The 14,839-nt window shown below is 55.1% G+C and carries 14 protein-coding genes; 13 read left to right on the top strand and 1 reads right to left on the bottom strand.

The genetic code is table 11. The features are described 5' to 3' along the window. Positions 1-4 precede the first annotated feature (4 nt). Together U1140_RS01730 and U1140_RS01725 are read left to right on the top strand one after the other, a co-directional pair. A complete protein-coding gene (locus tag U1140_RS01730; RefSeq protein WP_369845730.1) occupies positions 5-1,117 on the top strand; it encodes a glycosyltransferase family 4 protein in 1,113 nt (370 codons plus the stop codon). Next, a complete protein-coding gene (locus U1140_RS01725) occupies positions 1,114-1,572 on the top strand; it encodes a hypothetical protein (protein ID WP_369845728.1) in 459 nt (152 codons plus the stop codon). Before U1140_RS01730 ends, U1140_RS01725 begins: the two co-directional genes overlap by 4 nt. 42 nt (positions 1,573-1,614) lie before the next feature. Here the strand turns inward: U1140_RS01725 and U1140_RS01720 are convergent, their stop codons facing one another. Next, positions 1,615-2,088 (bottom strand): DUF3817 domain-containing protein, encoded by a 474-nt coding sequence (locus tag U1140_RS01720; RefSeq protein WP_369845727.1) that lies wholly within the window; start codon positions 2,086-2,088, stop codon positions 1,615-1,617. Between the two features lie 130 nt (positions 2,089-2,218). Between U1140_RS01720 and U1140_RS01715 the strand changes: the two genes are divergently transcribed. The 11 genes from U1140_RS01715 (at position 2,219) to U1140_RS01665 (ending at position 14,706) form a co-directional block, all read left to right on the top strand. Then, complete coding sequence (locus U1140_RS01715) at positions 2,219-3,121, top strand: acyl-CoA thioesterase (protein WP_369845726.1); 903 nt, start codon at positions 2,219-2,221, stop codon at positions 3,119-3,121. A gap of 137 nt (positions 3,122-3,258) precedes the next feature. Beyond that, positions 3,259-4,014 (top strand): YebC/PmpR family DNA-binding transcriptional regulator, encoded by a 756-nt coding sequence (locus U1140_RS01710; protein WP_369845725.1) that lies wholly within the window; start codon positions 3,259-3,261, stop codon positions 4,012-4,014. Between the two features lie 6 nt (positions 4,015-4,020). Continuing rightward, positions 4,021-4,560, top strand: coding sequence for a crossover junction endodeoxyribonuclease RuvC (gene ruvC / locus U1140_RS01705; RefSeq protein WP_369845724.1), 540 nt, complete (start codon positions 4,021-4,023; stop codon positions 4,558-4,560). A gap of 6 nt (positions 4,561-4,566) precedes the next feature. Next, positions 4,567-5,199, top strand: coding sequence for a Holliday junction branch migration protein RuvA (ruvA, locus tag U1140_RS01700; protein WP_369845723.1), 633 nt, complete (start codon positions 4,567-4,569; stop codon positions 5,197-5,199). A 22-nt stretch (positions 5,200-5,221) separates the two neighbouring features. Then, entirely contained in the window at positions 5,222-6,364 is a 1,143-nt protein-coding gene (gene ruvB, locus U1140_RS01695) for a Holliday junction branch migration DNA helicase RuvB (RefSeq protein ID WP_369845722.1), read from the top strand. Between the two features lie 106 nt (positions 6,365-6,470). Beyond that, entirely contained in the window at positions 6,471-6,866 is a 396-nt protein-coding gene (gene yajC / locus U1140_RS01690) for a preprotein translocase subunit YajC (protein WP_369845721.1), read from the top strand. Positions 6,867-6,981: 115 nt separating this feature from the next. Beyond that, positions 6,982-8,799: a protein translocase subunit SecD gene (secD, locus tag U1140_RS01685; RefSeq protein WP_369845720.1), complete on the top strand. Its 1,818-nt coding sequence runs from the start codon at positions 6,982-6,984 to the stop codon at positions 8,797-8,799. Further along, positions 8,792-9,943, top strand: coding sequence for a protein translocase subunit SecF (gene secF, locus U1140_RS01680; RefSeq protein ID WP_369845719.1), 1,152 nt, complete (start codon positions 8,792-8,794; stop codon positions 9,941-9,943). Before secD ends, secF begins: the two co-directional genes overlap by 8 nt. A gap of 87 nt (positions 9,944-10,030) precedes the next feature. Next, complete coding sequence (locus U1140_RS01675) at positions 10,031-11,740, top strand: ABC transporter substrate-binding protein (protein ID WP_369845718.1); 1,710 nt, start codon at positions 10,031-10,033, stop codon at positions 11,738-11,740. A 90-nt stretch (positions 11,741-11,830) separates the two neighbouring features. After that, positions 11,831-12,397, top strand: a complete 567-nt coding sequence (locus tag U1140_RS01670) for an adenine phosphoribosyltransferase (RefSeq protein WP_369845717.1) — start codon at positions 11,831-11,833, stop codon at positions 12,395-12,397. Between the two features lie 17 nt (positions 12,398-12,414). Beyond that, a complete protein-coding gene (locus U1140_RS01665; RefSeq protein WP_369845716.1) occupies positions 12,415-14,706 on the top strand; it encodes a RelA/SpoT family protein in 2,292 nt (763 codons plus the stop codon). Positions 14,707-14,839: the final 133 nt, after the last annotated feature.

Here is a 14,839-nt window from a genome sequence, read left to right as displayed (position 1 = left end):
CCCGATGCGAATTGGCATAGTCTGTCCTTATTCTTTTGACGAGCCTGGCGGCGTCCAGGCCCATATTTATGACTTGGCGACGATTTTGATCAGCCGCGGACACATCGTGCGCGTGTTGGGGCCTGCTGCAGAAGATACTGCCGTGCCCGATTTCGTCGTCAAGGGAGGACGTTCTTTTCCGATCCGCTATAACGGCTCGGTGGCGCGTCTGTCGGTTGGCCCGCATGTTCGTCGTACCGTCAAGGCATTTATTCGCGACGGCCAATTTGATGTGATTCATGTGCACGAGCCGAACTCTCCCAGCTATTCCATGGCTGTGCTCAGAATCGCGCAAGGGCCGATCGTCGCGACCTACCATGCTTCTGCAGCGAGTTCTCTGCTGTTAAATATGGCGAAGCCAATCTTACGGCCAATTTTGGATAAAGTTCGCGCGGGCATCGCGGTGTCGGAAATGGCGCGGCGATGGCAAGTTGAACAGCTCGGCGGAGACCCCGTCCTCATTCCCAATGGGGTTGATACTTCTGTCTATGCGAAACAGCGCGTGCCTTTGGTGAACAAGAATGCAGAGCATGCGGATACCCCCATAGAAATCGTGTTCCTCGGCCGTCTCGATGAATCGCGCAAGGGCTTGGACGTGTTGCTGGATTCTTTGCGTCAGCTAGATCGTTCGGTGCGTGTGACCGTCATGGGAGGCGGTCGCAAGCGCGATGTTGACGGGGTTGATTTTGTCGGCCGCGTGAGCGATGCGGATAAGGCTGCGATCTTGGGGCGCGCTGATATCTACGTCGCTCCTAATCTAGGTGGAGAAAGTTTCGGGATCGTACTCGTTGAAGCCATGGCGGCCGGCTGTGCTGTCGTCGCCAGTGACCTGGAAGCTTTCGAGGTCGTGTGTGATGCTGCGAGCGAAAACCCGGCGGGAGCGCTGTTTCGCACCGGCGATAGTACCGATCTCACGCGAGTGTTGCGGATGCTTGTCGACGACTTCGAGCACAGAAAGCGCTTGGTGGCAGCCGGGATCCAACGCGCGCAAAACTTTGACTGGGAATCGGTGGCGACTCAAGTAGAAACCGTCTACGAAACCGTTGTCGATGGAACTAAGGTGCAGGTCGGAAAATGATATTGGACCTGATTCTCGCTGTTGTCTTGGTCGGTATAGTCAGTGCGTTGTTATGGAGTTATTTCACGGCGCAACGGCTGCACCGTCTGCACATTCGTCTTGATGCTGCGTTGCAGTCGCTACAAGCGGCACTCGATCGCCGGGCAGCCGTGGTCGCGGCGGTGGTTTCCGAGCTTGCCGCACAGGCTAGGGACGTCGAGGCAATCCGGCTCGTGCATGGAGATATGGCCTCCCGTGAATCTGCCGAACGTGAATTAGCGGCAGCTGTGGACCACCAAAATATGAGCAGTACGGAGCTTGTCGACGCCGACGTCCGAGTCGAGCTCGCGCATCGGTTTTATAACGAAGCTGTCTCCAGCACCCGCGGGCTACGGTTGCGCCCACTCGTGAAGACATTCCGTCTGGGAGGGCGCGCGCCACTCCCGGATTTTTTCCAATACACCTCGTTTTTATGAAGCTGAGTTTTACGAAACCGAGTTGTGCAGACGGCCTCTTGCTTAGTTGACGACGTCTTCGACTGAGACGGGTGGTCCGAGCATAAGCAGCACAGCGAAGACCACCGCGACAACGACGAGTACCACGAGGATGCTGCGTGCGGGATAACGCACGGCTTGGTACAGGGCATGGTCGAATAGCCCACATGGTTGTTGTGTGGAGGCGGTATCACGATAGCGCCACCCGGCGTTGAGGTGGCCGCGTTTGTCGAGCCAGAGCGTGAATGGCCAGGCTGCGAATGGGATGACGGAAACGAGTAGGCCTACGATACCCACTGCTGCCGGCCAACGGTTGTTGATCCAGATCAGAAGTGTCATCACCACAAAACACAAGAATCCGAAGCCATGAATGCTTCCGGTGATCGGTACTACGACGTCTGTGGTCCCAGAGTATTTCAGGATCATTCCGAAAATCAACAGGGCCCATGTGACCATTTCGAGCGCGGCAGCCACACGGTGTAATTGGTTCGGTTTCATACACGCAACTGTAGCTATCTTGGCGGCACTGACGGTGGCTAGGGTGGGCTTCGTGCTGGAGTTGCAAGGACAGTCATGCGGTAGGCTTGTGTCGGATCTCACTAAACGTCGTCAAGTGAAAGAGTAGTCAATGAGTGCGAGTGAAATCAGTCGGGTGCTGCGGGTTGACGAAATCGCCGCAGAGGATGCAATCGAGTTATCGGATGCAGATGTGCAATCCGCGGTGACCGCTGCAGGTGAGCGAGTTCGTCTGCTCCCAGAAGGCCGATGGTTTCATGCGCCGTGGCTATCGTCGAAAGCCGAACGCACCTATGGTGGCCAGTTTGTCGGGCAAGCGTTGGCTGCGGCGAATGCGACCGTCTCGAATAAGCATCTGCACTCATTGCACACATATTTTCTACAAGGCGGAGACCCAAAACATGGTGTGGATCTGTTCGTCGAAATCGTACGTGACGGCCGCAGCTTTGCGAATCGCCGTGTGCGGATCTTTCAGCACGGATCCGAAATTTGCACCGTCAATGTGAGCTATCACCGTCCAGGAGACACTGGCCCCACCCATGGGCACCCGATGCCGGCGGTTCCGTACCCGGATACGACGCCACGTGAAGTGTTCGTCGACTTCAGCAAGTCCGAAACGCTGGAACACAGTGGTGATTGGGACGGTCTCGTGGTTCCGCAAGAAAAAATTACCGATGGCTTTGAGCCTGGAAATCGCCTCAGCATCTGGCTGCGCTATAACGGCGAGATTGCTGATGACTCGAACTTCCATGCCGCGGCACTCGGCTATATTTCTGATACGACATTACTGTCGAACACCACGAGCTTAGAACCGAAACGTCACGTACAGATGGCAAGCTTGGACCACTCCATGTGGATGTTTGAACCGTTCCGGGTCGATGAATGGTTGTTATACGACCAGTGGTCGCCTGCAGCCAATGCCGGACGTGGTTTTGCGATTGGTCGGTTTTACCGCAGCGACGGCACGCTGGTTGCAATGGCCACGCAAGAAGGTCTCGTGCGTGATCACCGCTAAGTTTTGGCCGACACGTATAATTGACGGAGTCAAAATTACTAAGCATGAAATCAGTGCAATAATTCAACGTCCGCGTAGACATTGTGCGGCGTTGCAGACGCTGCACCAGCACACACGATGCTGTGGGAAGGATTGATATGGCAGGCCACTCAAAATGGGCGAATAACAAACATAAAAAAGCTGCCAACGACGCTAAGCGTGGCAAAGAATTCGCCAAGCTCGTCAAAAACATTGAAGTAGCGGCACGCAATGGCGGCGGTGATCCAGCAGCTAATCCGACGTTGGATGACATGATCAAAAAGGCGAAGAAAGCCTCTGTGCCGGCCGACAATATTGAGCGGGCACGGAAACGTGGATCAGGTGAAGAAGCCGGTGGCGCCGACTGGCAGCCACTCATGTATGAAGGCTACGCCCCAAATGGGGTAGCGATGCTGATCGAGTGCCTGACCGACAATAAGAACCGTGCTGCCACCGATGTTCGTACCGCGATGAGCAAAAACGGCGGAAACCTTGGAGAATCCGGCTCCGTGGCATATATGTTTAGCCGCACCGGATATGTGTTGGTCGAAAAAAAGGATGGTCTGACCGAAGACGATCTCTTGCTCGCTGTTTTGGAAGCCGGCGCTGAAGAGGTCAAAGACGAAGGTGAAAAATTCGAGATCATCTGTCAGCCGACCGACGTTCCCGCCGTGCGCACGGCATTGGAAGAAGCCGGTATCGACGTCGATGATTCTGATCAAGATTTCCGCGCTTCCGTTGATGTGCCACTCGATGCCGAAGGGGCAAAAAAGGTCCTGAAATTGATCGATGCGCTGGAAGACGTCGACGATGTGCAAGATGTTTACACCAACATGACTGTCTCTGATGAGGTCATGGACGAACTCAACGCCTAAAAATCGATGAACCTCGAGGGATTGCGCGTCATGGGCATTGATCCCGGATTGACGCGATGTGGATTATCCGTGGTGCAATCTGGCAAAGGCCGCGCTATCTATCCGGTCTCAGTCGGGGTGATACGCACACCGAGTGATGCCCCGTTAACCGAGCGTTTGCTGCGGATTTCTCGTGCGGTCAACGAGTGGATCGATGATTATCAGCCTGATGTCGTCGCGATCGAGCGCTTGTTTGAGCGCGGAAACGTCTCCACAGTGATACACACTGCACACGCCGTCGGGGTTTTGATGTTAGCCGCAGCCGAGCGCGGGTTGCCGGTAGATATGTACACCCCTTCGGAAGTGAAAAAGGCCATTAGCGGCAATGGTCGTGCGGATAAGAAGCAGATGACCGCGATGGTCACCCGCATTTTAGGCCTTTCCGAACCACCGCAACCGGCTGACGCTGCGGACGCACTGGCCTTGGCAATTTGTCATTGCTGGCGTGCCCCCGCACTAGCCCAACGTCGTCGGTTATTACATCAATCGTTAGAGAAAGGCTCTTAGTTAGTCATGATCTCCTCGCTACGCGGAACCGTCATCGATATCAGCCTGAATGCCGCTGTGTTGGAATGCTCAGGTGTCGGGTACCGAGTGATCGCCACCCCACGCACCTTGGCGCGATTAACGCGCGGAGAAGAAGCGTTTATCTTGACGACGTTAGCTGTCAAAGAAGATTCGATGACCTTATACGGGTTCACCGATTCTAGCGACCAGGAAATGTTCACGGTCTTGCAAAAGGTATCCGGATTTGGTCCGAAGCTTGCGATGACGGCGTTGTCGGTGCTCAATGCGGAAGAATTGGCGAGTGCGATAGCCGGTGCTGAATCTAAGAGTTTGCAGCGTATCCCCGGTATTGGCAAGCGTGTTGCAGAGCGGCTGATCGTGGAACTTAAAGATAAAGTCGCAGCCTGGCAACCCGCGGCCAGCGATGATGCCACCGCGGGCCAGCAGCTGAGCACAGACTTGAATGAGCAGCAGGGTACTGCAGGAGTTTCAGAGCACGTCATCGAAGCCTTGTTGGGTCTCGGGTTTCGGGAAAAACAGGCAGCGACTGCAGTCGAGCGCGTGTTGGCGGAGACTCCGCACGCCGATTCCTCACAGGTCCTTCGTGGGGCTTTAGCTAAACTGGGGCCACAGAAATAACGCTGGATAGAAGCGGTAGAAAATGTCTGATTTAGAGCGCACAGAGTTTGAATTACCAGCCGATTACACCGCTGACAGCAGCAGGAATTCGGAGCAGCCGTCCGCTGTGGCTGGCGGGGGTCGGGGACGATCGCAGGATGCTGCTGTAGATCCCCATCGACACAATGGCGAACAAGACATTGAGCGTTCGCTACGGCCGAAAAATTTAGCCGAATTTATTGGGCAGCCGAAGGTGCGCGAACAGCTCTCACTCGTGTTAGACGGCGCGCGTGGGCGTAGCGTTACCCCGGACCATGTCTTGCTCTCGGGACCACCGGGTTTGGGTAAGACAACGATGGCGATGATTATCGCCGGAGAACTCGGTTCTAGTTTGCGCATGACCTCCGGGCCAGCACTAGAGCGAGCAGGCGATCTGGCTGCGATGCTGTCTAACCTCATCGAAGGCGATGTGCTATTTATCGACGAGATTCACCGAATGGCGCGATCGGCCGAGGAAATGCTGTATATGGCCATGGAAGATTTTCGCATCGATGTCATCGTCGGTAAAGGTCCTGGAGCGACGTCAATTCCACTAGAGATTCCTCCATTTACTCTGGTGGGGGCAACGACGCGCGCTGGCATGCTGACGGGACCGCTACGTGACCGCTTCGGGTTCAACGCACAGATGGAGTTTTATGACACTGCCGATCTGACCGAAGTCATTGAGCGCACTGCCAAGATATTGCAGGTAGAGATTGACCATGATGCAGCGGTAGAAATCGGCTCGCGTTCGCGCGGGACCCCACGAATTGCCAATCGCTTGTTGCGGCGCGTGCGCGACTACGCTGACGTGCACGGCACCGGTCGCATCGACTTCGCTGCTGCGCAGGGAGCGCTGGATGTTTTCGACGTCGACAACCTCGGGCTCGACCGTCTGGATAGAGCGGTTCTGGGCGCTCTGGTGAAAGGGCACGGTGGTGGACCAGTGGGCGTAAACACCTTGGCGGTGGCTGTCGGAGAAGAAGCTGCCACTGTAGAAGAAGTCTGTGAACCATTTTTGGTGCGGGCAGGATTACTGGCACGCACTGGACGCGGCAGGGTAGCGACTGCGCGCGCATGGAATCATCTCGGATTACCAGCGCCGGACCATGCCCCGGGACAGTTCGACGACTATGCAGGACAATAACGCGGAGTGATTGCTCGGCTTCGCGTCCTCAAGATCACTCTGCCCACGTGTGTGTCCACCGGGGCTAAGTAGCATTGCCTTAGCCCTGTCTGGCACACTGTGGGACATGGATATTATGATCATTATTGTCCTTTTGGCGTTGTTCTTGCTGCCATCATTTTTTATGATGCGCAAACAGCGCAAACAGCAGGAAGAGATGCGTTCCTTCCAGCAGGCGTTGCAACCGGGTGATCGTGTGATCTCTGCTGGCGGCATCCACTTGGTACTGACGGATGTTGGAGAGACCAGCGTTACTGGTGAGGTGGCCGATGGCGTAGAAGTTACTATGGAAAAAATTGCCATTTTGCGCCCTGCCGACCAAGTAACCCCAGCGCAGAATTCCCCGATTGCGGGCGAACCAGGCGATGCACACGGTGAACAAAGCATTGCGGACCACAGTAACGACGACCGTGGTGAGCAGGATTACTCTGATCATCCAGAAAACGACAACCGTAACAGTTAACTAGGGCTTAGGCTGTGATGGTGTCAATGCGGCAAATCAGTCAACACTGATCGTGTATTAACCTCATTGCTGCATCATCGCAGCCTGCTTAAAAGTTTTTTCAGGAGAAACACCCTTGCCGGAACCAAATACAAAGGCCAAACGCGTCGGCAATGCCCGCACGTGGCCTGCCAAGGCCTTGGCCTGGTTTATTCTCGTCACCGTGGCACTCTTTTCGCTGATTTTGTTTACGGGTGACCGCCAAGCGACGCCACGTCTTGGCATCGATCTACAAGGTGGAACCCGGGTGACGTTGGTTCCGCAAGGCGACGAGCCCACCCAAGACCAGTTAGACCAAGCGCGCACAATTTTGGAGCAGCGTGTCAACGGTATGGGAGTTTCGGGTGCACAAGTCGTCGCCGACGGTAATACCTTGGTTATTACCGTGCCTGGCGAGGACACAGCACAGGCACGCGCCGTGGGCCAGACCTCGCAGTTGCTATTTCGTCCAGTAGCGCAGCAGCCTGCACCAGATCCAACAGCGTTGACTGAGACGCTCGCGGAAATGGCGAACCGGTGGGTCGAATATGACTTGCTGAGCAAAGAAGAAGCCGAAGAAACGATCGACCAGATTTTCGCGGCGATCGAAGACCAGCGGAGTCAAGGTGAGGGGGAGCAGGCGCCTGACCCGGGGGAGAAGCCGAAAATTACGGCGAAGCCGAAACCCGAGCCGACTAACTCGATTGAACAGGCGGAGCGCAGGGAAGAAATCACTGAGCTGTTGATTAAAGATCGGCAGTCGGATGACCCGACTACACAAGCTGCTGCCAGTGCATTGATGACGTGCGAAGGTGATATTGATCCTCTGTCGGGTGCGGATGATCCGGCGCGTCCGCTGGTGACGTGTGACTATGAACAAGGGCAGCCATATTTGCTGCAGCCTGCGCCGTTACTCAACGGTGTCACTGACCCCGATGGTCCGCGTTTGACGGGTAATGAAATCGATACCGATAGCCCGATTAACGGTGGTTTTAACCAGCACAGCGGGCAAATGGAGATCTCTTTCGCGTTTAAGACCGGCTCTGGCCCTTCGGGCGCACAAACCTGGGCTGATCTCACACAGGAATATTTGCAGCAGCAAATTGCCATCACCTTGGACTCGAATGTGATTTCTGCACCGGTCATTCAGGGCGTTACCCCATACGGTTCGACGACCTCGATCACGGGACAATTCAGCCAGGATGAAGCGCAAGAACTCGCAAACAACCTGCGCTACGGTGCACTGCCGTTGTCGTTTGTCGGCGAAGACGGAACCCCTGGTGGTACCGCAGAAACCGTCCCACCATCACTGGGGCAAGCTGCACTCAAAGCCGGGCTTATCGCCGGATTGGTTGGCTTAGCATTAATCGCAGTCTACGTTTTCTTCTACTACCGCCTACTTGCCCTCGTTTCTCTGGTTTCACTCGCAGCGGCTGGCGTCATTACCTATGCGGCGATCGTTCTGCTGGGGCGTTGGATCGGTTACTCATTGGATCTGTCAGGTATCGCGGGTCTGATCATTGGTATTGCCACCGCAGCTGACTCGTTTGTTGTCCTCTACGAGCGCATCAAGGATGAGCTGTTGCAGGGCCGAACATTCCGCTCCGCCGCACCACGGGCTTGGGAGCGAGCGAAGCGCACGATTGTCACCGGTAACGTCGTGACCCTGATTGGTTCCGTCGTCGTTTACTTCCTGGCAGTCGGTGATGTGAAAGGTTTTGCGTTCACTCTGGGAATTACGACGGTATTCGACATTGTTGTCTCCTTCTTGGTGACCGCTCCGTTGATGATCCTTGCAGCTCGCAAACCATTCTGGGCGAAACCACAGGTAAACGGCCTGGGCAAAGTTTATGACTTAGTCGAACAGCGCCGTGCAGAAGCCGAATCTGCGGATGAGGAGAAAATCCATGGCTAAACAATCACTCGTCAACCGCTTAACCACCGGAGATGGCGGCATCGATTTCATCGGTCGCACCAAGCTGTTCTACGTCATCACTGCCGCGCTTATCCTGATAAGCCTGGCGTCGATGCTTTTCCGGGGTTTTTCCATGTCTATCGATTTCGAAGGCGGCACCCGGATCACCATGCCTGCGGGCGATCTGGTCGCTGAAGAAGTCGAAGAGACCTTCGTTGAAGCTACCGGAGTAACGCCGGAGATCACACAAATTGTCGGTTCTGGCGATTCGGAGACTCTTGAGATCACCTCTGAACACCTATCGCCGGCCCAAATCGACGAGGCGCGTCTCGCCATCTTCGAAGAGCATGAACCGGTCGATCACACGGGAAAACCATCGCCTGATGCCATTGGAGACTCGACAGTTTCGGAATCCTGGGGCGATACGATTACGCAGCGCATGCTGTTGTCTATGGTGGTCTTTCTGGTATTCGCGACGATTTATGTTGCTTTCCGTCTGCAGAAATACATGGCCGTTGCTGCGATGGGCGCGCTCGTCGTCGACGGCATCGTCATCGCGGGAATTTATTCTCTGTTTGGCTTTGAAGTCTCGCCAGCTGTCATCATCGGTCTGCTGACGGTGTTGACCTTCTCGATTTATGACACAGTCATTGTGTTCGACAAGGTGAATGAGAACACTGAGGGCGTGACTGCCTCGCGGCGTGCGACCTATTCGGAAGAGGCGAACCGAGCTATCAACCAGACCGTGATGCGTTCGATTTCGACTTCGGTGATTTCTGCGCTGCCGATCATCGCGCTTTTCGCGGTGGCCGTGTGGCTGATGGGGATCGGAACGCTGCGTGATCTTGCTTTGGTCCAGCTGATTGGTGTCATCGAAGGCATTTTCTCTTCGATTTTCTTGGCGACGCCGTTGCTGGTTTCCCTCGTTAACCGCAGTAAGAAGATCAAAAAGCACAACGAAGAAGTAGCGCAATATCGTGCACGTGGTGAGCAAGGCAGCGATCTTTCTGCCGATGCAGCCACCAACGACGACATTGAGCACCGCACGTTTGCCTCTCCGGAAAACGCACCAGTCAATGCGCCGGCTCCGGAGACTCAACGGAATGGACACAACCCTACTGGCAGTACGTGGCGGCCTGAATAAAACTCGGCGACGATAGGTTTGCCCATCGTCGCCGAGTTTCGTACGCTCACTGTTTATTATCTGGAATAAGTGAGGAACAAGTACCCCATGGCGGAGTCTCTCGATTCGAATGCAAGATCAGCACGACGGCACGGCCGACGCCGTGTTTCAGCGATCACTGCGTCACTGGCATTGGCTGGTGTGCTCGTTTCTTGCGCTGATGAACCCGAACCAGAGGCATCTGATCATCTTGGTTGGATCAGCACGGTTGCCGACGGTGCGCAAGACCTCAATTTTCAGTCGTCTTCTCCGTTGACAACGACGAATGCTGGTTCCACGCAGGGCAGCGCTACTGCGGCCCAACAATTATCGGCGCGGTTGTATCCCGGAGTCCATGTCCCGGGACCGCACGGGCAGATGATCCAAAATAGCGATTTGATCAATGTCCGTTACATACCTGGCCCGGAGCCACAAGTTCTTTTTAACCTCGTGGATGGCGCACAGTTTTCGGACGGCGCCGCAATCACCTGCACAGATTTTTTATTAACCTATACAGCCGGTGTCATGCCCGAGTTATTCGATTCCAGGTTGCCGCTGATGCAACATGTGAGTCAGTTTGATTGCCATCCGGGCTCGACACGATTCGTCGTGAAATTCAAGGAAGGCGCAGGTGGACGCTGGCGAGAATTATTCGCTCCTGGAACCGTGTTACCGGCACATGCGATAGCCTCGAAAGCTGGGATCTCGAAGTCACAGTTACATGAAGCCCTAGAACAGCGTGATGTCGACACGCTCAGGGAGCCAGCGAGAATTTGGTCGGAAGGCTTCGACCTAGAAAACTTTGACGCGCTGCTGCAAGTGTCGTTTGGGCCCTTCCTCATTGATCATGTTAACGACGACGGGGCTGCTGTCTTAGCCCGCAATGACGCGTATTACGGGGATAGTGCGCAGTTGGACAGTCTGGCTGTCTGGCCAGCGCGTGCCGATTCCGAACAGCTGGTACAAGCTGATTCCCTTGACATCGCAGATATCAGCCAGATTGATCCTGATTGGTTGGACCGGGATGCCATGGGTAATAATTTCGATGTCTACCCCGAGGTCGGCGAACTCACGGATGCTTTGTTGCTTGCCGACGATGGGATCTTTGCCGAAGCCGGTAATCGGCAAGCCTTTGCTGCATGTATTGACCAAGCAGCGGTTGCAGCGACCTCGTCGCAAGCCTCCGGCGTCGAAGTCGAGCCAGTGCTTTGGCAAAGCATCGAGCATGAAGACCCCGCACGCGCCCACCTTCGCGACATCGCTGAACCGCACGCAGCGGTTGATCATGAGAGGGCTCGTCAACTTGCAGGCCAGACGGTTCGCATTGGCTATCGCGGCCAAGACCAGCGCCTAAAAAGAATGGTCGAAACCATCGCTGCGGACTGTCAGCATGCCGAGATCGAAGTAGTGGATGCCTCCCAAGCAGAAACGACAGCGGATGATCTCTTTATCACCGATGATGCTGGTGATGGTGCGAGTTCCGAATCTTCTGCGGGAGGGGAATCTACTGCAGAAGAAGCCGGAGCAGCCTCCCGCAAGATTGATGCCTATTTGGGTGCGGTGTATCCGCCGAACTTGGATGTGCGCGCAGCGGTGCAAGTAGCGGACATTGCGGGGCTGCGCGAGGCGGAATCGAGGATGTGGGAAGAAATGCGTGCGATCCCCTTAGCGGCACAGCCACGCGTGTTCGTGATTAACCGCAACGTTGCTCACGCAGTGCCTTATACTGGTGAGTCGGGAATAGGCTGGAATATGGATCGCTGGCAGAAAACCGGCTAACGTCCGGCTTATTCGTCGTTCCACATCTGGAGCTGCGCTGCGAATCACCAGCTAGCTGACTCATTGACCGCCGATATTGGGAAAAATACTGTGACTGAATTCGTTAGAACCACGACTCTAGCCGGAGCCCAGAATGTTCTGGAAGAAAAGATCCGTCGGGTCCACGATTTCCCGCAGCCGGGTATCGTTTTTGAAGACTTGACTCCGGTACTCGCGGATCCTACCGCATTCGCCACGCTGGTCGATGCATTGGCGGAACAGTGCAAAGCAGCTGGCGCTGAAATCATCGGCGGTTTGGACGCCCGTGGCTTCTTGCTGGGTTCTGCTGTCGCTTACAAGCTGGGATTAGGCATTCTGGCTATCCGCAAAAAGGGTAAGTTGCCACCACCGGTGCACACCCAAGACTACAGCCTGGAATACGGTGACGCGGCACTTGAAGTACCCGCTGATGGAATCGATCTTGCGGGGAAGAATGTTGCTCTGGTCGACGACATTCTTGCCACGGGTGGCACGCTCGGTGCTGCGAAGAAGCTGCTTACTGCGTGCGGCGCCAATATTGTCGCCAACGTCGTCATCTTGGAAATCCCTGGTTTAGACGGGCGCACAAAGCTGGGAGACGATAATCTGGTGGTTATCTATCCGAATTCAGTGCGCTAGAGTGCGGAGATGCAATAATGACTGACAATAAAGCAGGAAAGCGATCATCACCGAGCGTGCGCAGTATGTCAGCGCGCCTCGCAAGGTCACTGACCTCCGGCAAAGTGAAGATCAAACCGGTTCTCGAACCACTGATGTCGATCCATCGTGAGTTTCACCCAAAGGCCGATGCAGATCTCATTAACCGTGCATATGAGACAGCGGAGCGTCTACACGAAGGCGTAACCAGGAACTCTGGCGATCCTTACATCACACATCCATTGGCGGTGGCCACGATTGCCGCGGAAATCGGCATGGATACCACAACCGTGGTGGCAGCTTTATTGCATGACACCGTCGAAGACACCGATTACTCGTTAGACGATCTCACCCGCGATTTTGGGGCAGAGGTCGCACGCCTTGTCGACGGCGTGACCAAGCTCGACAAATTAGCGTTTGGTAGCGGAGCTGAGGCCGAGACGATCCGGAAGATGATCGTTGCCATGTCCAAAGACCCTCGCGTGCTGGTCATTAAGGTCTCTGACCGCTTGCACAACATGCGCACGATGCGGTTTTTGCCTCCAGAAAAGCAAGCGAAGAAAGCCCGCGAAACCATTGAGATTATCGCGCCTTTGGCGCATCGATTGGGCATGGCCTCGGTGAAATGGGAACTCGAAGATCTCGCGTTCGCTATTCTTTATCCGAAGAAATACGACGAAATCGTGCGCATGATTGCCGACCGCGCACCGCAGCGTGATCGCGTCCTCGCGGAAATCATCGACGAAGTCTCCTCGACCCTCAAAGACAATGGCATCGAAGCCGAAGTTCGTGGACGACCAAAGCATTACTGGTCCGTCTATCAAAAGATGATTGTGCGTGGCCGTGATTTCGCCGAAATCTTCGATTTGGTGGGAATTCGTATTCTCGTCAACGACGTCAACAGCTGCTATGCCGCGATCGGCGTCGTTCACGGGCTATATTCTGCGCTTCCCGGGCGTTTCAAAGACTATATTGCGCAGCCGCGCTTTGGTGTTTATCAATCGCTGCACACCACGGTAATTTCCGGTGCTGGCAAGCCCTTGGAGGTGCAGGTCAGAACCCACGAGATGCACCATAATGCTGAATATGGTGTTGCCGCGCACTGGCGCTATAAAGAGCTGAAAGGCAAAAACAGCGAAAAAGACGCGGAAGTCGATCAGATGGCGTGGATGCGCCAATTGCTGGACTGGCAAAAAGAAGCTGCTGATCCCAACGAGTTTCTGGATTCGCTGCGTTACGATCTCACCTCGAACCAAATTTTCGCATTCACGCCGAAAGGCGATGTGATCACGCTTCCGGCAGATTCCACCCCGGTGGACTTCGCCTATACCGTGCACACAGAGGTTGGTCATCGTTGTATTGGTGCCAAAGTGAATGGCAAGCTGGTCGCGTTAGAATCAAAGCTTAACTCGGGTGATCGGGTAGAGATTTTTACCTCGAAGGACCCCAACGCCGGGCCATCCCGCGATTGGCAAAATTTCGTGGTATCCCCGCGTGCACGGGCAAACATCCGGCAGTGGTTCGCCAAAGAAATGCGTGAGGTTCACTTGGAGGCCGGCCGCGATGCATTAGCCGCCGAGATTCAACGTGGTGGCCTTCCGATGCACAGGCTGTTTACCACCGCTTCAATGAAGCAGGTTGCGACGCAGCTGCACTATCCAGACATCGATGCACTCTATACCGCGATCGGTGCTGGACATGTTTCGGCGCAGCACGTGTCGAATCAGTTGATGGCGATGTTCGGCGACCAAGAAGATGCAGTCGACGCCCTGGCCGATCGAACTCCGTGGAGTCAACTATTGGAGTCGAAGCAACAGGCAGCGGGTCAGGACAAGAGTGGAAGTGCGATTCTCGTCGAGGGCAACCCCGACGTTATGGCCAAGATCGCGAAGTGTTGTCAGCCGGTGCCTGGTGATGAAATTTTTGGTTTCGTCACCCGAGGCGGCGGTGTATCCGTGCACCGCGCGGATTGCACTAATGCGACGAAACTGCGTGATGAGCCGGAACGCGTACTTTCAGTCACTTGGGCAAACAACGTCGATACCGAAGGTGCGTTTAGTGCGACGCTCCAGCTGGAGGCACTTGACCGGCAAGGGTTGCTGTACGAGCTGACGGGGATATTCCAACAATCAAGCTTGTCGGTGTTGTCAATGAGTTCGCACTGTTCGGAAGATCATGTGGCGACCGTTCGCTTTACCTTCACGGTATCGGGCAGTAAACAGTTGGGGGCGTTGATGAATACTTTGCGCAATACCGAAGGCGTTTTTGACGTTTATCGTGTGACGGCTTAGCGTCACCGATGCAAAAAGAAACCACCCGCCCGGCAACTTTTCAGAGTGCTTGGCGGGTGGTTTTCGGTGGCGAGGAAATGCTCCTAGCCGTGGGGTGCAGTCTAGACTTCGAAAGTTATCCTGCGGTAGCCGA

It is taken from the genome of Corynebacterium drakensteinense (assembly GCF_041224285.1).
Classification (GTDB): Bacteria; Actinomycetota; Actinomycetes; order Mycobacteriales; family Mycobacteriaceae; genus Corynebacterium.
The sequence above is the reverse complement of the archived record's forward strand: the minus strand, read 5'-3'. Positions and strand labels throughout refer to the sequence as shown.